The organism is Mycobacterium sp. SMC-17 (assembly GCF_045310915.1).
Classification (GTDB): Bacteria; Actinomycetota; Actinomycetes; order Mycobacteriales; family Mycobacteriaceae; genus Mycobacterium.
Genome location: NZ_JBJIAK010000041.1, coordinates 17,327 through 43,014, shown reverse-complemented (window position 1 = coordinate 43,014; position 25,688 = coordinate 17,327). Strand labels below are relative to the sequence as shown.

General features: G+C 67.7%; 24 protein-coding genes and 1 tRNA gene. 16 read left to right on the top strand and 9 right to left on the bottom strand.

Translation table 11 applies throughout. The annotated features are described in order from the left end of the window. Positions 1-31: 31 nt before the first annotated feature. Complete coding sequence (glgB, locus tag ACJH7A_RS22500) at positions 32-2,206, bottom strand: 1,4-alpha-glucan branching protein GlgB (RefSeq protein ID WP_406802736.1); 2,175 nt, start codon at positions 2,204-2,206, stop codon at positions 32-34. After that, the gene (locus tag ACJH7A_RS22495) at positions 2,203-4,269 is read right to left on the bottom strand and encodes an alpha-1,4-glucan--maltose-1-phosphate maltosyltransferase (protein WP_406802735.1); all 2,067 of its coding nucleotides are present in this window, start codon (positions 4,267-4,269) and stop codon (positions 2,203-2,205) included. The genes glgB and ACJH7A_RS22495 overlap by 4 nt, the downstream gene beginning before the upstream one ends. Before the next feature lie 149 nt (positions 4,270-4,418). On the opposite strand from ACJH7A_RS22495, the gene glgP reads away from it, so the two are divergent. Together glgP and ACJH7A_RS22485 are read left to right on the top strand one after the other, a co-directional pair. Beyond that, complete coding sequence (gene glgP / locus ACJH7A_RS22490) at positions 4,419-7,037, top strand: alpha-glucan family phosphorylase (RefSeq protein ID WP_406802734.1); 2,619 nt, start codon at positions 4,419-4,421, stop codon at positions 7,035-7,037. Next, positions 7,034-7,879, top strand: a complete 846-nt coding sequence (locus tag ACJH7A_RS22485; protein ID WP_212812480.1) for a virginiamycin B lyase — start codon at positions 7,034-7,036, stop codon at positions 7,877-7,879. The genes glgP and ACJH7A_RS22485 overlap by 4 nt, the downstream gene beginning before the upstream one ends. Here the strand turns inward: ACJH7A_RS22485 and ACJH7A_RS22480 are convergent. Beyond that, complete coding sequence (locus ACJH7A_RS22480; protein ID WP_212812479.1) at positions 7,876-9,090, bottom strand: NAD(P)/FAD-dependent oxidoreductase; 1,215 nt, start codon at positions 9,088-9,090, stop codon at positions 7,876-7,878. The two genes, ACJH7A_RS22485 and ACJH7A_RS22480, sit on opposite strands and share 4 nt — an antisense overlap. 84 nt (positions 9,091-9,174) lie before the next feature. Between ACJH7A_RS22480 and ACJH7A_RS22475 the strand changes: the two genes are divergently transcribed. Then, entirely contained in the window at positions 9,175-9,639 is a 465-nt protein-coding gene (locus tag ACJH7A_RS22475; protein ID WP_212812478.1) for a MarR family winged helix-turn-helix transcriptional regulator, read from the top strand. 244 nt (positions 9,640-9,883) lie between these two features. Here ACJH7A_RS22475 and ACJH7A_RS22470 read toward each other — a convergent pair whose 3' ends face one another. Both ACJH7A_RS22470 and ACJH7A_RS22465 read right to left on the bottom strand, forming a co-directional pair. Next, positions 9,884-11,866, bottom strand: coding sequence for an ATP-dependent DNA helicase (locus ACJH7A_RS22470; protein ID WP_406802733.1), 1,983 nt, complete (start codon positions 11,864-11,866; stop codon positions 9,884-9,886). Next, complete coding sequence (locus ACJH7A_RS22465) at positions 11,863-13,140, bottom strand: nicotinate phosphoribosyltransferase (RefSeq protein ID WP_406802732.1); 1,278 nt, start codon at positions 13,138-13,140, stop codon at positions 11,863-11,865. The genes ACJH7A_RS22470 and ACJH7A_RS22465 overlap by 4 nt, the downstream gene beginning before the upstream one ends. A 53-nt stretch (positions 13,141-13,193) precedes the next feature. Between ACJH7A_RS22465 and clpS the strand changes: the two genes are divergently transcribed. The 8 genes from clpS to ACJH7A_RS22425 all read left to right on the top strand — a co-directional run bounded on the left by clpS (position 13,194) and on the right by ACJH7A_RS22425 (position 19,180). Then, positions 13,194-13,493, top strand: coding sequence for an ATP-dependent Clp protease adapter ClpS (clpS, locus tag ACJH7A_RS22460; RefSeq protein WP_212812475.1), 300 nt, complete (start codon positions 13,194-13,196; stop codon positions 13,491-13,493). 3 nt (positions 13,494-13,496) lie between these two features. Next, entirely contained in the window at positions 13,497-14,078 is a 582-nt protein-coding gene (locus ACJH7A_RS22455) for a DUF2017 domain-containing protein (protein WP_406802731.1), read from the top strand. Beyond that, a complete protein-coding gene (locus tag ACJH7A_RS22450) occupies positions 14,075-15,094 on the top strand; it encodes a P1 family peptidase (protein WP_406802730.1) in 1,020 nt (339 codons plus the stop codon). The genes ACJH7A_RS22455 and ACJH7A_RS22450 overlap by 4 nt, the downstream gene beginning before the upstream one ends. A gap of 57 nt (positions 15,095-15,151) precedes the next feature. Next, a complete protein-coding gene (locus ACJH7A_RS22445; protein ID WP_212812472.1) occupies positions 15,152-15,811 on the top strand; it encodes a rhomboid family intramembrane serine protease in 660 nt (219 codons plus the stop codon). A gap of 138 nt (positions 15,812-15,949) precedes the next feature. Continuing rightward, complete coding sequence (locus tag ACJH7A_RS22440; protein ID WP_318987109.1) at positions 15,950-16,717, top strand: cyclic nucleotide-degrading phosphodiesterase; 768 nt, start codon at positions 15,950-15,952, stop codon at positions 16,715-16,717. 39 nt (positions 16,718-16,756) lie between these two features. Continuing rightward, positions 16,757-17,539 carry a ribonuclease PH gene (gene rph, locus ACJH7A_RS22435; RefSeq protein ID WP_029105438.1) on the top strand — a complete coding sequence of 261 codons (783 nt, stop codon included), beginning with the start codon at positions 16,757-16,759 and terminating at the stop codon, positions 17,537-17,539. After that, positions 17,529-18,137, top strand: coding sequence for an RdgB/HAM1 family non-canonical purine NTP pyrophosphatase (rdgB, locus tag ACJH7A_RS22430; protein WP_406802729.1), 609 nt, complete (start codon positions 17,529-17,531; stop codon positions 18,135-18,137). The genes rph and rdgB overlap by 11 nt, the downstream gene beginning before the upstream one ends. Positions 18,138-18,286: 149 nt before the next feature. Further along, positions 18,287-19,180, top strand: coding sequence for an endonuclease domain-containing protein (locus ACJH7A_RS22425; protein WP_406802728.1), 894 nt, complete (start codon positions 18,287-18,289; stop codon positions 19,178-19,180). A 78-nt stretch (positions 19,181-19,258) separates the two neighbouring features. Here ACJH7A_RS22425 and ACJH7A_RS22420 read toward each other — a convergent pair whose 3' ends face one another. Further along, positions 19,259-19,864: a TetR/AcrR family transcriptional regulator gene (locus ACJH7A_RS22420; RefSeq protein WP_406802727.1), complete on the bottom strand. Its 606-nt coding sequence runs from the start codon at positions 19,862-19,864 to the stop codon at positions 19,259-19,261. A 55-nt stretch (positions 19,865-19,919) separates the two neighbouring features. Between ACJH7A_RS22420 and ACJH7A_RS22415 the strand changes: the two genes are divergently transcribed. Then, the gene (locus tag ACJH7A_RS22415; protein WP_406802726.1) at positions 19,920-20,807 is read left to right on the top strand and encodes a haloalkane dehalogenase; all 888 of its coding nucleotides are present in this window, start codon (positions 19,920-19,922) and stop codon (positions 20,805-20,807) included. A gap of 148 nt (positions 20,808-20,955) precedes the next feature. After that, positions 20,956-21,867, top strand: coding sequence for a hypothetical protein (locus ACJH7A_RS22410; RefSeq protein WP_406802725.1), 912 nt, complete (start codon positions 20,956-20,958; stop codon positions 21,865-21,867). A gap of 92 nt (positions 21,868-21,959) precedes the next feature. Here ACJH7A_RS22410 and ACJH7A_RS22405 read toward each other — a convergent pair whose 3' ends face one another. Both ACJH7A_RS22405 and ACJH7A_RS22400 read right to left on the bottom strand, forming a co-directional pair. Beyond that, on the bottom strand, positions 21,960-22,298 hold the full coding sequence (locus ACJH7A_RS22405) for a DUF3817 domain-containing protein (protein WP_029119231.1): 339 nt from the start codon (positions 22,296-22,298) through the stop codon (positions 21,960-21,962). Further along, positions 22,295-22,666 (bottom strand): hypothetical protein, encoded by a 372-nt coding sequence (locus ACJH7A_RS22400; protein WP_053854173.1) that lies wholly within the window; start codon positions 22,664-22,666, stop codon positions 22,295-22,297. Before ACJH7A_RS22400 ends, ACJH7A_RS22405 begins: the two co-directional genes overlap by 4 nt. A gap of 155 nt (positions 22,667-22,821) precedes the next feature. On the opposite strand from ACJH7A_RS22400, the gene ACJH7A_RS22395 reads away from it, so the two are divergent. After that, positions 22,822-22,905 (top strand) — tRNA-Leu (locus ACJH7A_RS22395). A gap of 11 nt (positions 22,906-22,916) precedes the next feature. Here the strand turns inward: ACJH7A_RS22395 and ACJH7A_RS22390 are convergent. Further along, positions 22,917-23,762 (bottom strand): NYN domain-containing protein, encoded by an 846-nt coding sequence (locus ACJH7A_RS22390; protein WP_406802724.1) that lies wholly within the window; start codon positions 23,760-23,762, stop codon positions 22,917-22,919. Between the two features lie 82 nt (positions 23,763-23,844). On the opposite strand from ACJH7A_RS22390, the gene ACJH7A_RS22385 reads away from it, so the two are divergent. Further along, a complete protein-coding gene (locus ACJH7A_RS22385; RefSeq protein WP_406802723.1) occupies positions 23,845-24,720 on the top strand; it encodes a formylglycine-generating enzyme family protein in 876 nt (291 codons plus the stop codon). 219 nt (positions 24,721-24,939) lie between these two features. Further along, on the top strand, positions 24,940-25,644 hold the full coding sequence (locus tag ACJH7A_RS22380; RefSeq protein ID WP_406802745.1) for a GntR family transcriptional regulator: 705 nt from the start codon (positions 24,940-24,942) through the stop codon (positions 25,642-25,644). Positions 25,645-25,688: the final 44 nt, after the last annotated feature.

The following is a 25,688-nucleotide window of genomic DNA, read 5'->3' as shown; positions in this document are numbered from 1 at the left end:
CGACAGTTTTACGTCTCCTCACGGAGGGAACTCAGGCAGGTTTGAGCCAGAGCGCCGACAGTGGCGGGAGGACCAGGACGGCGGAGGCGGGACGGCCGTGCCAAGGTTCGTCGGTGGCCTCGACCGCGCCCATGTTGCCCGCGCCGGCGCCGTGATAGACGGTCGCGTCGGTGTTCAGCAGCTCCTGCCACGTCCCGGCGTGCGGCAGGCCCAGCCGGTACTGCGAGTGCTCGCTGCCGGAGAAGTTGAAGACGCAGGCGATCGCCGACCCGTCGTCACCGAACCGCAGGAAGCTCAGCACGTTGCTGTTGGAGTCGTTGGCATCGATCCAGGAGTAGCCCTCGGGGCTGCTGTCGCGGGACCACAGCGCGCGGTTGTCCCGGTAGATGCCGTTGATGTCCCGCACCAGCTGCTGCACGCCGGTGGAGAAGCTGTGCTCGCCGAGCTGGAACCAGTCGAGCCCGCGTTCCTCGGACCATTCGGCGCGCTGGCCGAATTCCTGTCCCATGAACAGCAATTGCTTGCCCGGGTGCGCCCACTGGTAGGCCAGCAGCTGACGGAGGCCGGCCGCCTTGGCGTGGTCGCCGCCGGGCATCCGGGTCCACAGTGTGCCCTTGCCGTGCACGACTTCGTCGTGGCTGACCGGTAGGACGTAGTGCTCGCTGTAGGCGTACAGCATCGAGAACGTCATCTCGTGGTGGTGGTAGCTGCGGTGCACCGGGTCGTGGCTGATGTAGTCCAGGGTGTCGTTCATCCACCCCATGTTCCACTTCATCGAGAAGCCAAGGCCGCCAAGGTTTGTCGGGCGGGTGACGCCGGGCCACGAGGTGGATTCCTCGGCGATGGTGACGATGCCGGGAACCAGCTTGTGGACGGTGGCGTTCATCTCCTGCAGGAACTGCACCGCCTCCAGGTTCTCCCGGCCGCCGTAGATGTTGGGAGTCCAACCACCTTCGGGGCGCGAGTAGTCCAGGTACAGCATGGAGGCGACGGCGTCGACGCGGAGACCGTCGACGTGGAACTCCTCGAGCCAGTACAGCGCGTTGGCGACCAGGAAGTTGCGGACTTCGTTGCGGCCGAAGTCGAAAACGTAGGTGCCCCAGTCGAGTTGCTCGCCACGGCGGGGGTCGGCGTGTTCGTACAGCGGCGTGCCGTCGAAACGGCCCAGCGCCCACGAGTCCTTGGGGAAGTGCGCCGGCACCCAGTCGACGATGACGCCGATGCCGGCCTGGTGCAGCGTGTCGACCAGATAGCGGAAGTCGTCGGGAGTGCCGAGCCGTGACGTCGGCGCGTAGTACGACGTCACCTGATATCCCCAGGACCCGCCGAACGGGTGCTCGGCCACGGGGAGCAGCTCGACGTGTGTGAAGCCCTGCGCCACCACGTATTCGGTGAGCTCGACGGCCAGTTCGCGGTAGCTCAGCCCCGGCCGCCAGGACATCAGGTGCACCTCGTAGGTGCTCATGGGCTCGAAGATCGGATTGAGCTCGGCCCGGGCGGCCATCCAGGCGTCGTCCTGCCAGACATGGGAGCTGACAAAGGTTTTCGATGCGGTGAGCGGCGGCACCTCGGTGCTGAAGGCCATCGGGTCGGCGCGATCACTGACGGCGCCGTTGCCGCCGTGGATCCGGAACTTGTAGAGGCTGCCGACTTCGAATCCGGGCCAGAACAGTTCCCACACCCCGGAGGAGCCGAGTGCCCGCATCGGGGCCTCGCTGCCGTCCCAATGATTGAAGTCGCCGATCAGGTTGACGCCCTTGGCGTTCGGCGCCCACACCGCGAACGAGAAGCCCTCCACCACGCCGTCGGGTGTCTTGAACGAACGAGGCTGTGCGCCAAGGATTTCCCACAGCCGCTCGTGCCGGCCCTCGGCCAGCAGGTGCAGGTCCATGTCGCCGAGCGTCGGCAGGAAGCGGTACGGGTCGGCCGTCGTGTGCACGACGTCGCCGGAGTACTCGACCTCGAACCGGTAGTCGGCCAGGTTGTCGAACGGCACTTCGACCGCGAACAGGCCGCCCTCGATGGCTTCCATCGGGTACCGCTTCTTGCCGATCAGCGCCGTGACCCCGAGAGCGTGCGGCCGCAGCGCCCGGATGACCGTGCTCTTGCCGTACTCGTGCGCGCCCAGGATGGAATGCGGATCGTGGTGCTCGCCGGCCAGCAGCCGGGCCACGTCGGCGGCGGGTGGTCGGAGCTGGCTCGTCACGGTTGTCTCCGCAGGAGAGTCAGCCGCTTGTCGTACGGGATTTGCGGCATGTTCAGTATGTGCGCTACCGCTTTGCTCGGGTCTAGTCGCACGTAATTTGCTGCGCCCCATTGATATTCCTCACCGGTGATCTCGTCTCGTACCCAGAACCGGTCGTGGTCCTCCATGCCGAGGGCACCCATGTCCAGCCAGAGCGTTGCCTGCTCCGGGCCGAATGGGTTCAGCGTCAGCACAACGAGGACGGTGTCGCCGGTAACGGGGTCGAACTTGCTGTATGCCAACAACGCATCGTTGTCGACGTGATGGAACTTGATGGTCCGTAATTGGCTCAGTGCCGGATGCACGCGCCGAATCTCGTTGAGCCGCGTCAGCAGCGGCTCCAGGGACCGACCGCCGGCGAGCGCCGCCTCGAAGTCCCGTGGCCGCAGCTGGTACTTCTCGGAGTCCAGGTACTCCTCGCTGCCCTCGCGCACGGCCTGGTGCTCGAACAGTTCGTAGCCGGAGTAGACGCCCCACGACGAACTCAGCGTGGCCGCCAGCACCGCGCGGATCGCGAACATCCCCGGGCCGCCATGCTGCAGGCTGGCATGCAGGATGTCGGGGGTGTTGACGAACAGGTTGGGCCGGTAGAAGTCGGCGTACTTGGCGATCTCCTGGCCGAACTCGGTGATCTCCCACTTGGCGGTGCGCCATGTGAAGTACGTATACGACTGCGTGAAGCCCAGTTTCGCGAGTCCGTAGAGCCGCGCCGGGCGGGTGAATGCCTCCGACAGGAACAGTACGTCCGGATCGATGTTCTTGGCCTGGCCGATGAGCCAGGCCCAGAAGTTCGCGGGCTTGGTGTGCGGGTTGTCGACCCGGAAGATCTTGACGCCGTGCGACATCCAGAACTTGACGACGCGCAGCACCTCGTCATAGAGGCCCGCCGGGTCGTTGTCGAAGTTCAGCGGATAGATGTCCTGGTACTTCTTCGGCGGATTCTCGGCGTACGCGATGGTGCCGTCGGGCAACACGGTGAACCACTCGGGATGGTCCTTGGCCCACGGGTGATCCGGCGCGCATTGCAGCGCCAGGTCGAGCGCCACCTCGAGCCCGTTTTCGCGGGCCGCGGCGACCATGTCGTCGAACTCGTCGATGGTGCCAAGGTCCGGGTGCACCGCGTCGTGCCCGCCCTCGTCACTGCCGATGGCCCACGGGGAGCCGACGTCGCCGGGCGCGGCGGTCACGTTGTTGTTCGGGCCCTTGCGGTGCACCTTGCCGATCGGGTGGACCGGGGGCAGGTACAGGACGTCGAAACCCATTGCGGCAACGCGCGGGATGGCCTTCGCGGTTGTGGAGAACGTGCCGTGCACCGGCCTGCCGTCGGCATCCCAGCCGCCGGTGGACCGGGGGAAGAGCTCGTACCAGGCGCTGAACCGGGCCCGGGGCCTGTCGACCCAGATGCCGTATTGCTCTCCGCGCGTGACCAATTCGCGCAACGGGTACTTGCGCAGCAGGTCTGTCACGTCCGGCGCCAGCGCCGCGCCGGCACGGATGTACGGGTCGCCCGGTTCCCGGAGCCGCCGCGCGGCGGCGAGCAGCGGGGCGCGGTCGTCCTGGGGGACGGCCGTGGCGGCGCGCTCCAGCAGGCCCGCGCCGACCAACAGGTCGTTCGACAGCTCGGCCTCGCTCTGGCCGGCGTCGAGTTTGGCGGTGATGGCGTGCCGCCAGGTCGCGATGGGGTCGCCCCAGCCGTCGACGCGGTACGTCCACAGCCCGACGCTGTCCGGCGTGAACTGACCGTGGAAGACGTCGGGCGTGAAGCCCGGGGCCATGGGCAGCCGGGTCGGCTTGACCTTGGCCCGCGGCGGGGCGGGCGTCGGCGTCGCACCCGGCGGGGTCTCGGCGAGCTGCGGGTAGAGGGGGCCGTGGTAGCGCACCACCAGCGTTGCGGCGACAGCGTCGTGGCCTTCGCGCCACACGGTCGCGCTGATCGGAACCACTTCGCCGACCACGGCCTTGGCGGGGTATCGGCCTGCGGACACCACTGGTGCGACGTCGTCGATCTCGATCCGACCGGCCACCAAATCACTCCTTACCCGGGACTACGGGATTACCCATACCCACCGTAGTAGTCCGTGACACTTGAAGGGCAGTGACCAGTTGGATGGGCAGTTGGGCTGTCACCGAACTGACCCTGCACGTGGAAAAAATGTCAGTAAGGTTGGCTCGTGTGAAAGCCCTTCGCCGGTTCACCGTCCGTGCCCACCTGCCCGAACGTCTCGCCGCCCTGGAGCGCCTGTCCATCAACCTGCGCTGGTCCTGGCACACGCCGACTCAGGAGCTGTTCGCGGAGATCGATCCGGTGCTGTGGGAACAGGTCGGCGCCGACCCGGTGGCGTTGCTGGGGGCGGTCAGTCCCGCGCGTCTGGACGAACTGGCGGCAGACGACGACTTCGTCGGCCGGGTGAACCACCGGGCCGCGGATCTGGACAGCTATCTGACCCGGCCGCTGTGGTACCAGGAGCAGGCCGACCTCGCTGAGGACGGCGGCCCCGCGATGCCGAAGGGCATCGCGTACTTCTCCATGGAGTTCGGCGTGGCCGAGGTGCTGCCGAACTACTCGGGCGGTCTGGGCATCCTCGCCGGCGACCACCTCAAGTCGGCGTCGGATCTCGGCCTGCCGCTGATCGCGGTGGGGCTGTACTACCGGTCCGGTTACTTCAAGCAGTCACTGACGGCCGACGGCTGGCAGAACGAGAACTACCCGTCGTTCGATCCGCAGGGCCTGCCGCTGCGGCTGCTGACCGGGGCCGACGGCCAGCCGGTGCTGGTGTCGCTGAACCTGCCGGAATCACAGGTGCTGCGGGCCCGCGTGTGGGTCGCGCAGGTCGGGCGAGTTCCGTTGCTGCTGCTCGATTCCGACATCCCGGAGAACGAGCACGAGCTCCGTTCGGTGACCGACCGCCTGTACGGCGGCGACCAGGAACACCGGATCAAGCAGGAGCTGCTCGCCGGCATCGGCGGCATCCGCGCGATCCGGGCGTTCACCGAGATCGAGGGCATCGAGGCGCCCGAGGTCTACCACATGAACGAAGGCCACGCGGGTTTCCTTGGCGTGGAACGCATTCGGGAATACATCAGCGGGTCGGGGCTGGATTTCGAGACCGCGCTGGCGGTGGTCCGGTCGTCGACGGTGTTCACCACGCACACCCCGGTGCCGGCCGGTATCGACCGGTTCCCGGTGGAGATGGTCCGACGCTATTTCGACGACACCGTCGCTTCGCCGCTGCTGCCCGAGGTGCCGTTGTACCGGGTGGTCGCGTTCGGCGCCGAGGACGACCCGGACAAATTCAACATGGCGCACATGGGCTTACGGCTCGCCCAGCGGGCCAACGGGGTCTCGCTGCTGCACGGCCGGGTCAGCCGCGGCATGTTCAACGAACTGTGGCCCGGCTTTGACCAGGCCGAGGTACCGATCGGCTCCATCACCAACGGCGTGCACGCGCCCACCTGGGCCGCGCCGCAATGGCTCGAGCTGGGCCGCGAGTTGGTCGGCGTAGAGGGCATGACGGCCGTCGACCAGGCCGCCGGGGAGCCCCAGCTGTGGCAGCGGTTGCACGACGTCGATCCCGGTCACCTGTGGTGGATCCGGTCCCAGTTGCGCGAGTTGCTCATCGCCGATGTGCGGGCCCGGCTGCGGCGGTCATGGCTCGAACGCGGTGCCACCGAGGCCGAACTGGGCTGGATCGCAAAGGCTTTCGATCCTTCGGTCCTGACCATCGGCTTCGCCCGCCGGGTGCCGACCTACAAGCGGCTGACGTTGATGTTGCGTGATCCGGAGCGGCTGGAACTGCTGCTGCTCGATGAGCAGCGGCCGGTGCAGTTGATCGTCGCCGGTAAGTCGCATCCGGCCGACGACGGCGGCAAGGCGCTGATCCAGCAGGTGGTGAAGTTCGCGGACCGGCCCGAGGTGCGGCACCGGATCGCCTTCCTGCCCGACTACGACATGTCGATGGCACGGCTGCTGTACTGGGGTTGTGATGTGTGGCTCAACAACCCGCTGCGTCCGTTGGAGGCGTGTGGCACGTCGGGCATGAAGAGTGCGCTCAACGGCGGGCTGAACCTGTCGATTCGTGACGGCTGGTGGGATGAGTGGTATGACGGCGAAAACGGTTGGGAAATCCCGACTGCCGACGGCGTCACCGATGAGGCTCGTCGCGACGACCTGGAGGCCGCGGCGCTGTACGACCTGATGCAGAACTCGGTGGCGCCGAAGTTCTACGAGCGCAATGAGCACGGCGTCCCGACGCGGTGGGTCGAGATGGTGCGGCACACGCTGCAGTCGCTGGGACCGAAGGTGCTGGCGTCGCGCATGGTGCGCGACTACACCGAGAAGTACTACGGCCCTGCGGCACAGTCGTTCCGGCGAACCGTAGAGCCGATCGACGGTGTGCCGTTCGGCGCGGCCCGCTCGCTGGCGGCCTATCGCCAGCGGGTGACCGAGGCCTGGCCGAAGATTCAGATCACCGAGGTGGACAGCTACGGTCTGCCGGATACGCCTCTGCTGGGTTCCGAGTTGTCGTTGACCGCCACCGTCCAGTTGGCCGGGTTGCGCACCGATGAGGTTGTGGTGCAAGCGGTTCTGGGTCGTGTCGACGCCGGTGACCAGTTGGTGGAGCCGGTGACCGTGCCGATGGCGCACACGGGTTCTGGTGAGGGCGGCGTCGAGGTGTTCTCGGCGACCATCCCGCTGCCGGTGGCGGGGCCCGTCGGATACACCGTTCGAGTGTTGCCGCACAACGCATTACTGGCCGCCGACAACGAGCTCGGGCTGGTCACGCTGGCGTGAGCGCACTGACTGTTGCGGTCGATGGCGGACCGTACGCGCTGGCGGCCGGCCCGGATGGCGCGATGTGGGTGACGTTGGTGTCAGCGGGTGCGGTGGCCCGGATCGATGCCCGGGGCGAGGTGCGGCGGTTCGACGTCGGTACCGACAGCCGGCCGATGCAGATCTGCGCGGGACCCGACGGAGCCGTGTGGTTCACGTGCTCGGGCACGGACCGGCTGGGCCGGATCACCGGTGACGGAGCTCTGTCGTTCGTCGAATTGGACACGGGCAGTGCACCGTTCGGCATCACCGTCGGGCCCGACGATGCGGTGTGGTTCACCGCGATGGACGCGGGGACCGTCGGCCGCGTGGACGCCGACGGCACGGTCGAGGTGGTAGCCGCGCCCGGCGGGATGCCGTCGATGATCACCGCAGGTGGTGACGGCGCGCTGTGGTTCACGCTGAATCAGAAATCCGCGATCGGCCGAGTGACGGTCGCCGGCAAGCTCTCGACGCGGCCCACGCCGACACCCTCGGCAGGGCCCGTCGGCATCTGCGCGACCCACGATGATGCGGTGTGGTTCACCGCAATCGGAGCGGACAAGCTGGGCCGCATCCCGCTGAACGACGCCATCCAGGAGCTGGATCTGCCGGGCAAGCCGCACGCGGTGGTCGCCGATGTCTCTGACGGGGTGTGGGCGAGCCTGTGGGGCGCCGACGCGATCGCGCGGGTCAGCGCCGACGGCGAGGTCGCCACGTTCGACCTGCCGCCCGGCAGCGAGCCGCACGGGTTGGCCGTCGACCGTGATGGCGCGCTGTGGGTGGCGCTGGAGTCCGGTTTCGTGGTGCGGCTGCCCGTCTAGGCGGGTGCTCGCGCGATGGTCCTGTCGAAATCGATGTGGTGGCCCTGAAGCCACATCATCGAGCGGCCACCGTCTTTCGCCGCCTGCCGGAACATCACCGGCAGGATCAGGTCGCGTAAGAACCGCCCCACCGGGCCCGCGGCCTTGCTGTTGGCCGAGCGGTGCCCGTGACGGACGATCTTCTCGACCCGGCGCCGGCGCAGCGACTCGAACGTCGTGAATGCCGTAGGAATATCAGGGCAATCACGCAGGCACTGCGCGAGAATCACGGCGTCCTCGACGGACATCGACGCGCCCTGCCCGGCCGATGGCGCGGTGGCGTGGGCGGCATCGCCGATGATGATCTGGTCGCGGTGGTTGTGCCAACGTTTCACCACCGGCAGGTCGTACGTGGCCCATCCGACCATCGGGCCGGGCGCGGCGTCGATGATGTCGTGCGCCGGCCCGACATCGCCGGACATCAACTGGTGCAGCCAGTTTCGCCAGTCGGCGTCGGTCATGTCGGACAGTGCGCCGCGTTCCGGCTCGCGGGCCATCGGCGGATTGGCGAACCAGACGGTGCCGCCGTCCGGGGTGGGAAACCAGCCGAAGAAGCAGCGCGTGCCGAACTGCATCCGGAATTCCCGTGGCGGGACGTCGACGGTGAAGCCGGGGATGTAGCCGCCGACATTGAGCACCGGCACGTAGCGCGGTGCGCGTGCCGCCGGATCGATGGTGCGGCGAACCGTGGAGTGGATGCCGTCGCAGCCGATGAGCAGATCACCGGTTGCGCTGCTGCCGTCGGCGAATCGAGCCTCGACGCGGCCGTCGGAAACCGTTGTCGCGGAGACGAACTCCTTGCCGTAGCTGTAGCGAGCGCCACGTGCCGCGGCCAGCGTGTTGAGTTCGCGGTACAGGTCGGCGCGGCGCATCATGACCGACAGCTGCCCGTCCGGGCGCTGGGCGGCCATCGGGATGCGGCCCAGTTGCTTGCCGGCGCCGGTGAGGAAGCTGATGGTGTCGTTCGGGTAGCCCAGCTTCGCGAGTGGGCCGGCCGCATCGACGGCACGCAGCGCGTCCATGCCATTGGCCTGGAAGTTCAGCCAGGCCCCGCGCAGGTCGGCGCCGGAGGTGGAGCGTTCGTAGATGTGGGCGTCGATGCCCACCCGTTGCAGTGCGATGGCCAGCACCGGCCCGGCGACTCCGGCGCCGATGATGAGTGCTTCGGTCATGCGTCTTCCTCGGTTGGTGCCCAGATGTCTTGACAATCAGATAGCTTGATTGTCAAGCAATAGGATGAAAGGTAGGTCGCTCGATTGTCAAGCGAAAATCCGGTCGCCGACCGGTTGGGCGCGGCGGTGCAGGGCTACCAGGCCGCGGTCGACGACTTCGACCGCGAGGTCGCGCGCCTGCTCGGCATCAACGCAACAGACGCGCGGTGCCTGGAGATTCTGATCCAGGAAGCCGCTGGTGTCACCCCGCGCGAGCTGGCCGACCGGTTGGGCCTCACGACCGGCAGCGCCACGACGATGCTCGACCGCCTGGAGAAGGTCGGCTACGTCACGCGCTCCGCGCACCCCAGTGACCGGCGCAAGCTCCTGGTCCACGCCACTGTCACCGCGCGGGCGCGGGCCTTCGAGCTGATCGACCCGCTCGTGGACGAGGGGCGGCGTACGCTGCTGAGCCGCTACAGTGGCGCGCAGTTGGAGTTGATCACCGAATTCCTCACGCGGGCAACTGAATTGCAGCGCGAGCACGTCGCGCGGTTGCGGGGGATATGAGGCTGGGCGCCGGGCTACGAGCTCGGGCGTGTCGGCGCTGTCTGGGACATGTCGCGCCTGGACCCGTCAGCATGTGCTGACAGTGTCACCACATGCTGACGATGTCAGCCAATGCTGACAGGTCCAGGCGCGACATGGTGAGGAGAGAGGTCCCGCGGACGGAAGTGGTTCGACCGTAAGCCGGGGCTCGTTGACCGTGTCCGCGTCAGCCGCGGCTCGACGCCAGCGTCGGAGGGGAACCCCGTCAGCTCGACGCGGCCAACCGCTCCAGAGCGCTGCGCACCCGGGCGGGGTCGGTGGTCGACCAGTACGGCGGCAGCGACGACTGCAGGAACCCGCCGTAGCGGGCCGTCGCCATGCGGGAGTCCAGGATGGCGATGACGCCGCGGTCGTTGACGCTACGTAGCAACCGCCCGGCACCCTGCGCCAACAGCAGCGCCGCGTGCGATGCCGCCACGGCCATGAAGCCATTGCCGCCGCGGGCCGCGATGGCCCGCTGCCGCGCGGTCAGCAGCGGATCGTCGGGGCGGGGGAACGGAATTCGGTCGATGATCACCAGGGACAGCGACGGTCCCGGCACGTCGACGCCCTGCCACAACGACAGCGTGCCGAACAACGAGGTTTCGGCGTCGTCGGTGAAGCGGCGCACCAGGGTTGACGTCGAGTCGTCGCCCTGGCAGAGCACGGGGGTGTCGAGGCGCTCGCGCATGATCTCGGCGGCGGCCTTGGCGGCCCGCATCGACGAGAACAGTCCGAGGGTGCGGCCGCCGGCGGCGGTGATCAGTTCGTAGATCTCGTCGAGCTGTTCCTGTGGAGCGGCGTCGCGGCCCGGCGGCGGCAGGTGCTTGGCGACGTAGAGAATGCCCGACTTGGCATGGGAGAAGGGCGATCCCACGTCCATGCCCTTCCATTTCGGTGGCGTCGCGGTACTGTCCTCGGGCGCCGACAGGCCCCACGCCCGGGCCATCGACTCGAAGCGTCCACCGATGGTGAGCGTCGCGGACGTCAGCACCGCGGTCACCTCACCGAACAACCGGCCGCGCAGCAGCCCCGCCACCGACAACGGAGCCACGCGCAGGATGTATCGCACTGAGCCCCTGGACTCGTCGCGATCCAGCCACACCACGTCGTAGCGGTCGGGAATGGCCGGCACAAACGAATCGATGATGCGCGACGTGGTGTCGCTCAGATCGGTCAGTGCGGTGACGGCCTCGCTGCGCGCGGCCGCCGCGGTGGGATCGGACGGCGCGGTGTCGATCGCCATCTTCACCTTGTCCGTCGCATCGCGGACCACCGTCAGGTACGTGGCCAGCTCGTCGTCGAGCACGTCGATGCGGCCCGGTTCCATGTCGTGGATGGCCGAACCCAAGGTGGCGATGGCGGCCTCGAGGCGTTCTGCCAGTTCGGGTTCCACCAACCGGGCGGCCCGCCGGTGCGCCACCGCCATGGACGTGGCGGACAGCTCGCCGGTGGCCACGCTGGTCACGCGGTCCACCAGTTCGTGGGCCTCGTCAACCACCAGCAGTTGGTGCTCGGGCAGGACGTTGACCTCGGAGATGGCGTCGATGGCCAGCAGCGCGTGGTTGGTGACGATGACGTCGACCGCCCCGGCCTTCGCGCGGGCCTTCTCGGCGAAACAGTCTGTGCCGTAAGGGCACCGGGTGGCTCCGATGCATTCGCGCGCGCCGACGCTGACCTGTGACCAGGCCCGGTCCAGGACACCCGGCACCACCTCGTCGCGGTCACCGCTCTCGGTGTCCGACGACCACTCGATGAGCCGCTTGACGTCGCGGCCCAATGCCGATGCGGCGACGGGGTTGAACAGTTCCTCCTGGGGGAGCTCCTCCTCGACGGAGGCACCGCTGTGAACCTTGTTGAGGCACAGGTAATTTCCGCGGCCTTTGAGCAACGCGAACTCGGGACGGCGGGGCAGGTGCGGCGCCAGGGCATCGGCCAGGCGGGGCAGGTCGCGGTCCACCAACTGGCGTTGCAGCGCGATGGTCGCCGTCGACACCACCACCGGCTGATTCGATGCCACGGCGTGCGCGATCGACGGGACCAGGTACGCCAACGACTTTCCGGTACCGGTCCCGGCCTGGACGGCCAGGTGCTCACCCTTGTCGAAGGCGTTGCCGACGGCCTTGGCCATCTCGATCTGGCCGCTGCGTTCGGCGCCGCCGAGGGCGGATACCGCGATGGACAGCAGCGCGGCAACGTCGGTCGTCACGCGCCCACCAGTCGGGTGGGGATGGCGGGCTCGCCGGCGGATAGCTTGAGTCCGTCCCACGGCAGGCTGTGCAGGCCGGCCTCGACGCGCGCGCGGGCGTCGTCCAGCGACGAGTCGTACACGACCGAACCCGACCGGACCAGCGGCACGGTCAGCACCCGGCCGTCTTCCGTGGGAACCGCGTCGGCGGGGTGCACCACTTCCTCGACGATGGTTCCGGACTCCTTCGCCAGCCGCAGGGCCGCCTTGCGGCCGCCGTGAGATTCCTTGTGGCTGCTGCGTTTTGCCACGGGCATGCCGTCGACCTCGACCAGCTTGTAGACCATCGATGCGGTCGGCGCGCCGGAGCCCGTGACCACCGACGTACCCACGCCGTAGACATCGACGGGTGCGGCGGCCAGGCCGGCGATCGAGTACTCGTCGAGGTCGCCGGACACCACGATGCGGGTCTTGGTCGCGCCCAAGCCGTCGAGCTGGTCGCGCACCTGGCGGGCCATGACGCCCAGGTCGCCGGAGTCGATGCGCACCGCGCCGAGCTCGGGCCCGGCCACGGCGACGGCGTTGGCCACACCCTGGGTGATGTCGTAGGTGTCCACCAGCAGCGTGGTCCCGACGCCCAGCGCGTCGACCTGGGCGCGGAACGCGGCAACCTCGTCGGGGCCGCTCGTCGCGGTGTGCACGAGGGTGAACGCGTGCGCGCTGGTGCCCCGCGCGGGGACACCGTAGGTCCGCTGTGCCTCCAGGTTCGACGACGCGAAGAACCCGGCGATGTACGCGGCCCGCGCAGCCGCGACGGCCGCCTGCTCGTGCGTGCGCCGCGAGCCCATCTCGATGAGCGGCCGGCCGCTCGAGGCACTGACCATGCGGGCCGCGGCCGAGGCGATCGCGGTGTCGTGATTGAAGATCGACAGCACCAGGGTCTCGAGGATCACGCACTCGGCGAACGTGCCGTGGATCGACAGCACGGGAGAATCCGGAAAGTACAGCTCACCTTCGGGGTAGCCGTCGATGTCGCCGCGGAACTCGTAGTCGGCCAGCCAGCGCAGCGTCTCGGCATCCAGGAAGTCCAGTGACGCCAGCGCGGCGTCGTCGAACCGGAAGTCGGCGAGGGCCGAGAGGAACCGCGCGGTCCCGGCGACCACGCCGTAACGGCGCCCGAAGGGCAGCCGCCTGGCAAACACTTCGAACGACGCGCGGCGATGCGCGGTGCCGTCGCGCAGGGCGGCAGCGAGCATGGTGAGCTCGTATTTGTCGGTCAGCAACGCGGCGGTCACAGACCTCACCGTACTGGTTCTGCGAGCGGCAACCACCCGGCTATTCTGGGCTCATGGTTCTGGGTGCCCCGGTCGCGCGGACGAGCCCGGCGACTGATGTCGAAGAGGTGGCCGGCCTGGACAGTCCGTGGGTGACCATCGTCTGGGACGACCCGGTGAATTTGATGACCTACGTGACGTACGTCTTCCAGAAGCTGTTCGGTTACAGCGAGGTGCGTGCCACCGAGTTGATGATGCAGGTGCACACCGAGGGCAAGGCCGTCGTCTCGGCGGGCAGCCGGGAGTCGATGGAGGTCGACGTCACCAAACTGCACGCAGCCGGACTGTGGGCAACCATGCAGCAGGACCACTGAGCGGTGCGCAAGTGGAAGCGGGTCAACACGTCGTCGGGCGTGCGTATCAAGTCTGGTCTGGAAGCGCACGAGGTCACGATGTTGCGCAACCTGGTCGGCTCGCTGATCGAGATGCTCGACGATCGCGAATCCTCCTCACCGCGTGACGAACTCGCCGAACTGACGGGCATGAAGATCGGGCCGTCGCAGGCGCCCGACGACGACACCATGCGCCGGTTGCTGCCGGACTTCTACCACGATCCGGCCAAGCACCCGGACGGCCGCGCTGCCGGTGAGAGCCTCAACGGTGCACTGCGCAGCCTGCACGAACCCACCATCGTCGATGCCAAACGGCAAGCTGCCCAACGGCTTCTGGATTCCCTGCCGAACCCGGCCGGAAAATTCGAGCTGACCGAGGAGCAGGCTGAGGCCTGGGCCGCCGCGATCAACGATGTCCGTCTGGCTCTCGGCGCCATGCTGGACATCGGACCCGATGGGCCACAACGGCTTTCGCCGGACCATCCGATGGCGGGGCATCTGGAGGTGTACCAGTGGCTGACGTATCTGCAGGAGTACCTGGTGCTGAGCCTGCTGGACGAGCGGTGACGGGCTCCATCACCGACGTCGCCGGCATCCTGGTCGGCAATCACGACCGCATCGAAGACGCCACCCTGGGCGGCGGCTGGGCCACCGGCACCACCGTCGTCCTCGCTCCACCGGGGACCATCGGGGCGGTCGACGTGCGTGGGGGAGCGCCCGGCACCCGCGAGACCGACCTGCTCGACCCGTCCAACAGCGTGCAGCACGTCGACGCGATCGTCCTCACCGGCGGCAGCGCCTTCGGGCTCGCCGCCGCCGACGGCGTCATGACGTGGCTCGAGGAGCACGACCGCGGGGTGAAGATGCCCGGCGGTCGGGTGCCCATCGTGCCAGGGGCGGTGATCTTCGATCTGCCCGTCGGCGCGTGGGCGAACCGGCCGACGGCGGAGTTCGGCTACGCGGCCGTCGCCAACGCCGGCACCGACGTGCGCACCGGCAACGCGGGTGCGGGGGCCGGCGCGCGGGCCGGGGCGCTCAAGGGCGGTCTCGGCACGGCGTCGGTCACGCTCGACAACGGCGTCACCGTCGGCGCGCTCGTCATCGTCAATGCGGCGGGCCACGTCGTCGACCCGCAGACCGGCCTGCCCTGGGCGGCCGACCAGATCGCGCGTTTCGGGCTACAGCCTCCGCCGCCCGACCAGATCGAGGCGTACCGCACCCGCGTGAAGGACCCGAAGCCGCTCAACACGACCATCGCCGTCGTCGCGACCGACGCCGCCCTCAGCCCGGCCGGATGCAAGAAGGTGGCCGTCGCCGCGCACAACGGCCTCGCCCACACCATCCGTCCGGCGCACACCGCCGTCGACGGTGACACCGTCTTCGCGCTCGCGACCGGGCGGGTCCGCATCGAGCCGGACCCCGCCACGCCGGAACAGATGAACCCGGAGACGCGACTCATCTCCGAGATCGGGGCGGCCGCCGCCGACGCGCTCGCGACCGCCGTGATGGTCGGCGTGCTGGCCGCCGAGTCGATCGCCGAGATCCCGACCTACCGCGGCCTGCTGCCGGGAGCCTTCGGATAAGGCGCCGCGCCGGTAACCTGGCTCTATGACGCCAGCGAGTAGCGGAGCGGAGCGCGCATGACGTACGACCTGTCGCCCACGTCGTCGAAGCCGAAGCCGCCTGCGCCGTGGAAGGTCGGCGGCGTCACGATCGTCAGCTTCGTCGCGCTGCTGTGGCTCATCGAGGGCTGGGACGCGCTGCATAACCAGGAGCTGAATCAGGACGGCATCCGGCCGCTGGAGACCGACGGGCTCTGGGGCATCCTGTGGGCGCCGCTGCTGCACGCCGACTGGGCGCACCTGATCGCGAACACCGGCCCGGCTCTGGTGCTCGGGTTCCTGGTGACGCTTGCGGGCATGGGCCGCTTCCTCGGGGCGACGCTGATCATCTGGATTCTCGGTGGCTTCGGCACCTGGCTGATCGGCAACATCGGTGCGCCGCGCGGTGTGGAGTCCGTCCACATCGGGGCGTCCGGGCTGATTTTCGGATGGCTGACGTTCCTCATCGTGTTCGGGTTCTTCACCCGGCACGCGTGGCAGATCGTCGTCGGCATCATCGTGTTGTTCGTGTACGGAGGTGTGCTGTGGGGCGCGTTGCCGGGGACATTCGGCGTGTCGTGGCAGGGCCATCTGTGCGGTGGCATCGCGGGCGTGTTCGCCGCGTATTTGCTGAGCAGTCCGGAAAGGGAAGCGCGCGAACGGCGTAAGGGTTCAGCTCTGCCGTCGATTCCGACGTGATTTGCTGAATTTCGAATTCGCCGCACGCGGTGTTGCCGGAAGCGTGACCGGTATCGCTTTCGGGACCAATCGAGAAACTGGCCGCCCAATGGTGCCGTCTTTTCGTCGCAGGACGTGTTGACGTGGCAAGCTAGGGGTGTGCGCCTCACCATTCTCGGTTGCTCCGGCAGCGTGGGTGGGCCGGATTCTCCGGCCTCGGGCTATCTGCTGACCGCTCCGGACACCACGCCGATGGTTATCGACTTCGGTGGGGGCGTACTCGGCGCACTGCAGCGTCATGCTGATCCGGGCGCCGTAAATATATTGCTGTCACATCTGCATGCCGACCATTGTCTGGACTTGCCGGGGCTGTTCGTCTGGCGTCGGTATCACCCGAATCCTCCGGTCGGCCGCGCCCTGATGTTCGGCCCGGCGGCCACCTGGCACCGGCTCGGTGCGGCGTCGTCGCCCGAGGGCGGCGAAATCGACGACATCACCGACATCTTCGACATTCAGGTCTGGGTCGACGGCCAGGACGTCGAGATCGGCTCGCTGACCGTGACGCCGCGACTGGTGTGTCACCCGACCGAGTCCTACGGCATGCGCTTCACCGATCCGTCCGGCGCGACGCTCGTCTACTCCGCCGACACTGGCTACTGCGACGCGTTGATCGACCTGGCCCGCGGCGCCGACGTGTTCCTGTGCGAGGCGTCGTGGACCGACTCGCCGGACCGTCCGCCGAAGCTGCACCTGTCCGGCACCGAGGCCGGGCGTGCGGCCCGCGAGGCCGGCGTCAAAGAGCTGCTGCTGACGCATATCCCGCCGTGGACGTCCCGCGAGGACGTCATCAGCGAGGCCAAGGCCGAGTTCGACGGACCCGTGCACGCCGTGGTGTGCAACGAGTCGTTCGACATCACCAGCCGGTAAGTCGCCGCCGCGCTGACGGTGGCCCGCTAGGGTTGTCGGGTGTCCAGACGAGAAGACGGTCGCCTTGACGACGAACTCCGCCCGGTAAAGATCACCCGAGGATTCACCAAGCACCCGGCAGGGTCGGTATTGGTGGAGTTCGGCGAGACGCGGGTCATGTGCACCGCTTCGGTATCCGAAGGTGTGCCGCGCTGGCGCAAGGGTTCCGGGCTGGGCTGGCTGACCGCCGAATACGCGATGCTGCCGGCCGCCACGCATGACCGCTCCGACCGCGAGTCGGTGAAGGGCCGCGTCGGTGGGCGGACCCAGGAGATCAGCCGGTTGATCGGCCGCTCGCTGCGCGCGTGCATCGACCTCAGCGCCCTCGGCGAGAACACCATCGCCATCGACTGCGACGTGCTGCAGGCCGACGGCGGTACCCGCACCGCGGCGATCACCGGCGCCTATGTGGCGCTGGCTGACGCCGTCACCTATCTGGCCGCGGCCGGACGCCTGAAGGATCCGCGTCCGCTGTCGTGTGCCATCGCCGCCGTGTCGGTCGGCGTGGTCGACGGCCGGGTCCGCACGGACCTGCCCTACACCGAGGACTCGCGCGCCGAGGTCGACATGAACGTAGTCGCCACCGACACCGGAACCCTGGTCGAGGTGCAGGGCACCGGCGAAGGTGCGACGTTCCCGCGGTCGACGCTGGACAAGCTTCTCGATGCGGCACTGGCGGCGTGCGACCAGTTGTTCGCGCTGCAGCGTGAGGCGCTGGAGTTGCCGTACCCGGGCGTGCTGCCGGAGTCGACCGCGCCGGCCAAGAAGGCGTTTGGTGCCTGAGCTCCTCGTCGCTTCGCGCAACGCGAAGAAGCTTGTGGAGTTGCGGCGGGTGTTGGATGCCGCCGGCATCACGGGTCTGACCTTGTTGTCGTTGGACGATGTGCCGGCGTTCCCCGAGGCACCCGAAACCGGCGCGACGTTTGAACAGAACGCGTTGGCCAAGGCTGTCGACGGGTTCAATGCGACCGGAATTCCTTGTGTCGCAGACGATTCCGGGGTTTCGGTCGACGCGCTGAACGGCATGCCCGGGGTGTTGTCGGCCCGGTGGGCCGGGCGGCACGGGGATGACGCGGCGAACTTGACGCTGTTGTTGGGGCAGCTCGCGGACGTGCCGGACGAGCGCCGCGGTGCGGCGTTCGTGTCGTGCTGCGCGCTGGTGTCGTCGTCGGGCTCTGTGGTGGTGCGGGGCGAGTGGCCGGGCACCATCGCGCGGGAGCCGCGGGGTTCGGGCGGTTTCGGCTATGACCCGATCTTCGTGCCTGCCGGTGGTTCGGTGTCGGCGGCGGAGCTGACGCCGGCGGAAAAGGACGCGGCGTCACACCGCGGACGGGCGCTGGCGCAGTTGGTGCCCGCGCTGCGGGAGTTGGCTGGTTCCTGAGGGCGCGTTGCCGCACGAAGTCGCCGAGACCAACTGAATGGCGATTGTCGAGCCCGATTTCCGCGACCCGGTTGGTTTCGCCGCAGTTATCCACAGGCTCAGCTCGCTCGTAATGGCGAGAGCTGCGCGCGGCTGCGCACACTGCATCGGTGGGGGAGCCATTCATTGGGAGTGAGGCGTTGTCGGCAGGGCGCCTGACCCGGCATCAGTTGCGGACGAACTTTGTCGCCGTACACAAGGATGTCTATGTGCCGAGAGGCACGAGGCCGACCGCGGTCATGCGCGCGAAAGCGGCGTGGCTGCGGTCGAAGCGCCGTGGTGTGCTCGGTGGCTACTCCGCTGCGGCTTTTCATGGCGCGCGGTTTATCGGCGCGGATTGCCCTGCGCACATTTTCGACCGGTACAGCCGGCCCGCCCGGGGCGTTGTGGTCTGGGAGGACGACCTCGACAACGGCGACATATGCCAGATCGGCGAGATGCGTCTGACGACCGCATCGCGCACCGCGGTCGATCTCGCGCGCAGACTTCCGGAGGATCCAGCTGTCGCGGCGATTGATTCCTTGGCGCGGGCCGCCAGGCTGTCGGTTGCCGCCATTGCGGCAGCAGCGGAGCGTCACAATGGCAAGCGGGGGATCGTGCAGGCGCGCAAAACCGTAGCGCTCGTTGACCCAAAGGCACAGTCGCCGCAAGAAACGTTGTTGCGGTTGTTGATCATTCGGGCCGGATTCCCGAAACCGGAGAGCCAGTATCCGGTGTGCAACGAGTACGGCTCCTTGATCGGCGTTGTCGACTTCGCATGGCCGGATTTGATGATCGCCGTCGAGTACGAGGGTAGGCATCACATGGATCCCGAGCAGGTTCGTAAGGACATCGCGCGGGTCGAGGAGATGGTCGAAATGGATTGGCTCGTCATCCGGGTGACGTCGCGCGACCCTGCGGGCGTGGTGCTGCGACGGATCGCCCGTGCACGTGCAGCGCGGGGAGTGGCGGACGACGACGTCGATCTGCGTTTCAATGGCGCGTTGTGGGGCCAGGCGTCGTGACGAAGTTGCCGAGACCAACTGCGCGGCGATCATCGAGGCCGTTTTCCGCCACTCAGTTGGTCTCGACGGTAGCCAGCGTCAGAGATTGCTCGGCTCGGTCAGATAGCCGTCGATGAAGCCATGCAGTGCGGGAGCGAGGTGCGCGACGCCGGAATCGTTGAGCTTCGCCAGCAGGATGATGCCCTGATACTGCGCGAGTAGTGCGTGCGCGAGCTGCTGCGGATCGGTGCCGGGGCGCAGCGCTCCTGCCGCTGCAGCCTCGGTGGCGATGACCGCCATGTGGTGTTCCATCGTCTTGAGGGTGTGGGCCAGATGCTCGCGCAGATCGTCGTCGGTGGTGGACAGCTCCGCGGCGAAGTTGCCGAAGGGGCAGCCCACGGCACGGCCGAATTGCGCTTCGAGGGCCGACTGGATGGCGCCGATGGCGTCCGGGATGGCATGCAACTTATCGGCGGGCGTCGCGGCGGGGGAGTCGGTCAGCTGGCGTTGAAATGCCTTGGCGTGTAAGTCGACAACGGCTTTGGCGAGCTCTGATTTCGACGGAAAGTAGTGATAGAAGCTGCCCTTTTTGATGTCGGTCGCGCGGCAGAGTTCGTCGACGCCGACGGCTTGGTAGCTGCGTTCGAGGAACAGCCGTGCGGCGGTGGCGACCAGGCGGTCGCGGGCGTCGGAACTTCGGGGCACCTGAGAATCGTATTTAATAGTTGACCGGTCGGTCAAGAAGTGGCAAGTTGACGACATGACTACCGCTGAGGTCTTCCGTACACCCGACGAACGCTTCGCGAATCTGCCGGGCTACGACTTCGCCCCCAACTACGTCGACGTCGACGGGTTGCGTCTGCACTATCTCGACGAGGGGCCGCGGGACGGCAAGCCCATCGTCTGTTTCCACGGCGAGCCGACGTGGGCGTACCTGTACCGCAAGATGATCGGCCCGTTCGTCGAGGCGGGCCACAGGGTGATCGTCCCTGACTACGCGGGCTTCGGCCGTTCGGACAAGCCCACCGACCGGCGGTGGTACAGCTACGACCGGCACGTGGAGTTGGTGACCCAGATGCTGGGCGGGCTGGGGCTGCAGGACGCCACCGTCGTCGTGCAGGACTGGGGCGGGCCGATCGGCTTGCGCTGGGCTGTAGAGAACGCGGATCAGGTTGGCGCACTGGCGATTTTCAACACCGGGCTGTTCACCGGCCGGGTGTCGAAAGGCTTCATAGCGTGGCGCGCGTTCGCGGAGGCCAATCCAGACCTGCCCGTCGGCTTCGTGATTCAGGGTGCGACGACGACCGACCTGTCACCCGAGGTTGTCGCTGCCTACGACGCGCCGTTCCCGACCGTGGAATCGAAGGCCGGTGCCGCACAGTTCCCGCTATTGGTGCCGATCGCGGAGGACGCCGCGGGTGCGACGGAGATGAAGGCCGTCACCGATGCGCTGTCGCGGTGGGAGAAGCCGGCGCTGGTGGCGTTCTCCGACCAGGACCCGGTGTTCCCATATCCGCGGGCAGGCGAGGCGTTCGTCGACCTGATCCCGACGGTCGACGAGCAGGTGCGGATCGAAGGGGCCTCGCACTTCCTGCAGGAGGACCGGGGCGAGCAGTTGGCAGTCGAGGTGCTCAAGTACCTGGGTTGAGGTGTGACTAGCGCGACCGTAACGCCAGTGCGGGTTTCGGTCTCGATTTCCGCCTTGGCGTTACGCTCGCGGCCGCCGTGGCTCGTTTATCCACAGGGCTACGCCGACAGGCCTTGGTCAGCGGCCGACGAGTGGGCACACTGCCAGCATGGGGGAGCCGTTCATCGGCAGTGAGGCGTTGGCGGCCGGGATGCTGACGCGTCATCAATTGCGAACGAATTTCGTTGCCGTGCACCAGGACGTGTACGTGCCACGGGGTACACGACCGAACGCGATCCTTCGCGCGAAAGCAGCATGGCTGCGTTCCCGACGCACGGGGGTGCTCGCAGGCTTCTCGGCAGCCGCGCTCCACGGGGCTCGGTACATCGATTCGGCGTTGCCGGCCAACATCATTCACAGTAATCGTCGGCCCGCGCGTGGCATTGTGGTGTGGGCGGACACTTTGGATGGTGACGAGGTGTGCACGATCGGCGAGATGCGACTGACCACTCCATTACGCACGGCCGTCGATCTGGCCCGCAGGTGCCGAGAAGACGTAGCGGTCGCCGCCATCGACGCGCTGGCACACGCGGCGCGCTTGACCGTCGCAGACATGCAGGCCGCGATCGAACGCCATCCTGGGCAGCGGGGACTGAAACAAGCCAGGGTGACGATTGGGCTGGTCGATCCCGGCGCCGATTCGCCAGGTGAGACGCGGTTGCGGCTATTGATCGTGAAAGCGGGCTTCCCTCGGCCAGTCAGCCAGCACCCCATCTACAACGAATTCGGCGTGCTGATCGGCGTGGTTGATCTCGCGTGGCCGGGCCTGAAGGTCGCGGCTGAGTACGAGGGGCGGCACCACATGGACCCCGATCAGGTTCGCAAGGACATTGCGCGGATCGAAGAGATGATCGAGATGGGTTGGCTTGTCATTCGAGTTACCTCCCGCGATCCCAGCGGCGTCGCGCTGCGCAGGATCGCGTCTGCGAGGGCATCGCGTGGTGCGGCCGATGACGTGACGATCCGTCTCTCGCGAGACCTGACAGACGCGGTATGGCCCGCTGGGCGGCAAGCATCGTGACGGTCGGTTCAGTGGGCCCGCGACCGTAACGCCAGGGCGGCCATCGGGCTCGATTTCCGCCCTGTGGTTACAGTCGCGGCGCGTCTCTGGCTTCAGAGGTCGAAACGCTTCTTCACGTCTTCGGTGCGGAAGTGCTCGACGATGATGCCGACGAGCGGGACGGTGCCGGCGAACAGGACGCCGATCGTCTGGCCGAGGGGCCAGCGGACCTTGACCGCCAGGTTGAACGTGCAGAGCAGGTAGGCGAAGTACACCCAGCCGTGGACGATGCCGATCCAGTTGAGACTGGCGTCGTTGAAGATGTAGTGCGCGACCAGCTCGTAGCAGAGCGCGATGAGCCAGAGACCGGTCGCCCAGGCCATCACGCGGTAGGCGGTCAGCGCCTTGCGGATGGTGTCTTTCGACAGGGTGGTCGGCTGCGACTCGGTCATGTGGTGGTCCTGTCCTGTTTGTCGTTCTCGGCCAGTTCGGCCAGGTAGGCGTTGTATTCGTTGAGGGTAGGGTCCGCGGTGTCTTTGGCGGCCTTGGGGCGCTCGGGGAGCAGGCCCTCGGGGATTTCGGTGGGCTCGTTCTTGGGCTGCTGCTCGGGTGGAGCTTCTTCGTAGCGCACGAACTTGTAGTAGCCGTAGAAGCAGAAGGCGCCGAACATCGGCCACTGCAGGGCGTAGCCCAGGTTCTGGAAGGTGCCGGCGCTCGACTGGAACCGCGACCATTGCCACCAGGCCAGGGCCATGCAGCCCAGGGCAGCGACGGTCACCAGCACGATGAGCGCCGGCCTCCTACGCCGTGTAGTGGACATATGGCAACGGTACCGCGCGGGGGTTTGGGTTTGCGATTCGTGCCTGCTAGGGCGCCGATCGGCGGGGTACGTGGTTACCTGTCGGCCGCCGCCACAACCTACGGCGGCCAGCCGCCAGGTTCAGGGTGCCGCGGCCGCGCTATCCTCGTCGTGTTGCGGGCGTGGCGGAACTGGCAGACGCCCGGGCTTTAGGTGCCCGTGTTCGAAAGAGCGTGTGGGTTCGAGTCCCACCGCCCGCACTCTTTCTGCGTTACTGCGCGCTCTTCAGCCGCACCATCCGCGTCGTCGAGCTCTCGTCCAACTCGACGACGTCGGTGCGCGAGCGCAAGAAGTCACTGAAAGACTTGAATCCCAAAGCCTTTTCGCTGAATGACGGATCCATGCGCTTCATCTGCGCCTTGACCGCCGAGTTGTGCAGCCAGTCGACGTCGTCCTTCTCCAGCCCGATATGTAGCGCGCGAGTCAGCAGGGCGGTGGCGGCAGCCTGGGGGTCGTGCTCGGTCTTGGTGCTGCGGCGTGTGCGTTTGGCCGGTTCTGGAGAAGGCTCGCGGACGGGCACGCCGGGCAGGGCGTCGTAGGTGACGAACTCGTCGCAGGCCGCGGCGAGCGCGCGGCTCGAGGAGCCGGCCACGCCGATGCCGACCACGTACCGGCCGAGCCGCTTGCAGCGCTGGGCCAGCGGAATGTAGTCCGAGTCGCCGGCGGCGATCACGACATGGGTGAGGTCGGGCAGCCGGAACATGTCCTCGACGGCGTCGACCGCGAGCCGGATGTCGGCGCCGTTCTTGCCGTACGCCGCCGCGGGGAAGAGCTGCACGAGGTCGACGGCGCGGCCGACGAGCTGCTGCTGGTAGCCCGCGTTGACCTCGGCGGACCAGTCGGCGTACGCGCGAGTGAGCACCAGCGTGCCGAAGGACGACGCGAAGTCGAGGACCGCGCCGACGTCGACGGTGGCCGTCGTCAATCGGTCTGGATCGAGTCCCTTGGCCTTGTCTTTCTGAAAAGAGTTGCGGCCGTGGACCTGGTCGTAGCGCGAGATGACGATGTTGTCGAAGTCCAGGAAGACCGCGACGCGGGTCGCGGCGGTGTCGGTCATGAGCCCAGTCTGGTGCATCGGGGGAGTGTCGAGGCGCGGAATTCGCCGGGCGCGTCGCGCATCGGCTGCTTAACCTGTCGGGATGCTCACGGAATTGACCGCCCTCCCCGGCGGGTCGTACCGCATGGGATCGCATGACTTCTACCCTGAGGAAGCGCCGGTGCATGAGGTGACGGTCGCGCCGTTCTCGATCGAACGGCACCCGGTCACCAATGCCCAGTTCGCCGACTTCGTGGCCGCGACGGGGCACGTGACGGTCGCCGAGCAAGAACTCGATCCGGCGCTGTTCCCCGGCGTCCCGGCCGACGACCTCGTCCCCGGCGCGCTGGTGTTCCAGCCGACGACAGGCCCGGTGGACCTGCGGAACTGGCGCGCCTGGTGGACGTGGGTGCCCGGTGCGTGTTGGAAGCACCCGAAGGGGCCGGGCTCCACCATCGAGGACCGGCTCGATCATCCGGTGGTGCAGGTCGCGTACCCCGACGCCGCGGCCTACGCCGCCTGGGCGGGGAGGCGGCTGCCGACCGAGGAGCAGTGGGAGTACGCCGCCCGCGCCGGGGCGACGACGGTGTACGCCTGGGGTGACGAGGTCCGGCCCGACGGGCAGCTGATGGCCAACACCTGGCAGGGCCAGTTTCCGTACCGCAACGACGGCGCCCTCGGTTGGGCCGGCACGTCGCCGGTTGGCACGTTCCCGCCCAACGTTTTTGGCCTGTTCGACATGATCGGCAACGTGTGGGAGTGGACCCGCACCCGCTACACGCCGCGGCACCAGCCGCACGCCGAAGTGTCCGGCTGCTGTCCGCCGCCCGGTGGTGACCCGTCGGTGATGCAGACCCTGAAGGGCGGCTCGCACCTGTGCGCGCCGGAGTATTGCCATCGGTACCGGCCGGCGGCGCGGTCGTCGCAGTCGCAGGACAGCGCGACGTCGCACATCGGGTTCCGCTGCATCGCCGATTGAGGTGGCGAAAGCGGCGCTCAAACGCCGCTGCATAGTCCCTGGCCTAGGGCTTTACCTTCGATCGGGTGGCGTAACACGCTACGTATCGCCACCTGTGGTCATCGGTGGCACAGTGAGTTCATGACCCGCCGCCCGCACATCCCGCCGAAGGACTTTCCCCGTCCTGCGGCGCGGGAGTATGCGGGCACCCGCGCCGATGCGGCCCGGTGGGCGCGTGACGTGCTGCGTGGCCAGATCCTCGACGGCGTGTACGGCGGCCTGGCCGCGGCGCGTCCACTGCTGCCGCCGGAGAACGAGCTGGCCGCCGAATTGGGCGTGAGCCGCAACGCAATTCGTGAGGCCCTGGAACTCCTGCGTGGCGAGGGGCTGATCACCCGTGTGCAGGGCGCCGGGACGTTCGTCACGGGTGCGAAGCTCAGCCAGCGGATCGACCGATTGGAAGGTCTCGCCGAATCGCTTGCCGGGCATCAACTTCCGGTGGAGAACACCGTGATGTCGGCGCGTGAGTCGGTCGCCTCGCCGTTCGTTGCGGCGAAACTCCAAGTGGCCGAGGGTGCGCCGATACTCTTCATCGAGCGTCTCCGGTCGGTGGGCGGGGTTCCGCTGTCCCTGGACACCACGTCGTTGCGGATCGGGGCCATCCCGGTCGACGCCAATCTGGCCGACCAGGACGTCTTCTCGCTGATCGAGACCGAACTCGGGATGCGCCTGGGGTGGGCCGAGATCACCGTGGAATCGGTCTCGGCCGACGCCGACACGGCCAAGCTCCTGCAAATCCGTCCGGGCGCACCGCTTCTGCTGCTGCACCGGCTGACGCATCTCGAAGACGGCACCCCCTTCGACCTTGAAACCGTGCGGTACCGCGGCGACCGCTGTTCGTTGATCACCACTGCCGCACGAGACTCCGCGCCGCCGCCACCGTAGCCGGCATTTCCGCAGTCAATCACCCAATCCCCTTACCGATTAAC

Excerpts from the sequence above, each read along its gene's own strand:
- ACJH7A_RS22480 (WP_212812479.1), bottom strand. The coding sequence starts at position 9,090 with ATGACCGAAGCACTCATCATCGGCGCCGGAGTCGCCGGGCCGGTGCTG.
- clpS (WP_212812475.1), top strand. The coding sequence starts at position 13,194 with ATGGTTCTGGGTGCCCCGGTCGCGCGGACGAGCCCGGCGACTGATGTC.
- ACJH7A_RS22445 (WP_212812472.1), top strand. The coding sequence starts at position 15,152 with ATGACGTACGACCTGTCGCCCACGTCGTCGAAGCCGAAGCCGCCTGCG.
- ACJH7A_RS22415 (WP_406802726.1), top strand. The coding sequence starts at position 19,920 with ATGACTACCGCTGAGGTCTTCCGTACACCCGACGAACGCTTCGCGAAT.
- ACJH7A_RS22410 (WP_406802725.1), top strand. The coding sequence starts at position 20,956 with ATGGGGGAGCCGTTCATCGGCAGTGAGGCGTTGGCGGCCGGGATGCTG.
- ACJH7A_RS22405 (WP_029119231.1), bottom strand. The coding sequence starts at position 22,298 with ATGACCGAGTCGCAGCCGACCACCCTGTCGAAAGACACCATCCGCAAG.
- ACJH7A_RS22400 (WP_053854173.1), bottom strand. The coding sequence starts at position 22,666 with ATGTCCACTACACGGCGTAGGAGGCCGGCGCTCATCGTGCTGGTGACC.
- ACJH7A_RS22390 (WP_406802724.1), bottom strand. The coding sequence starts at position 23,762 with ATGACCGACACCGCCGCGACCCGCGTCGCGGTCTTCCTGGACTTCGAC.
- ACJH7A_RS22385 (WP_406802723.1), top strand. The coding sequence starts at position 23,845 with ATGCTCACGGAATTGACCGCCCTCCCCGGCGGGTCGTACCGCATGGGA.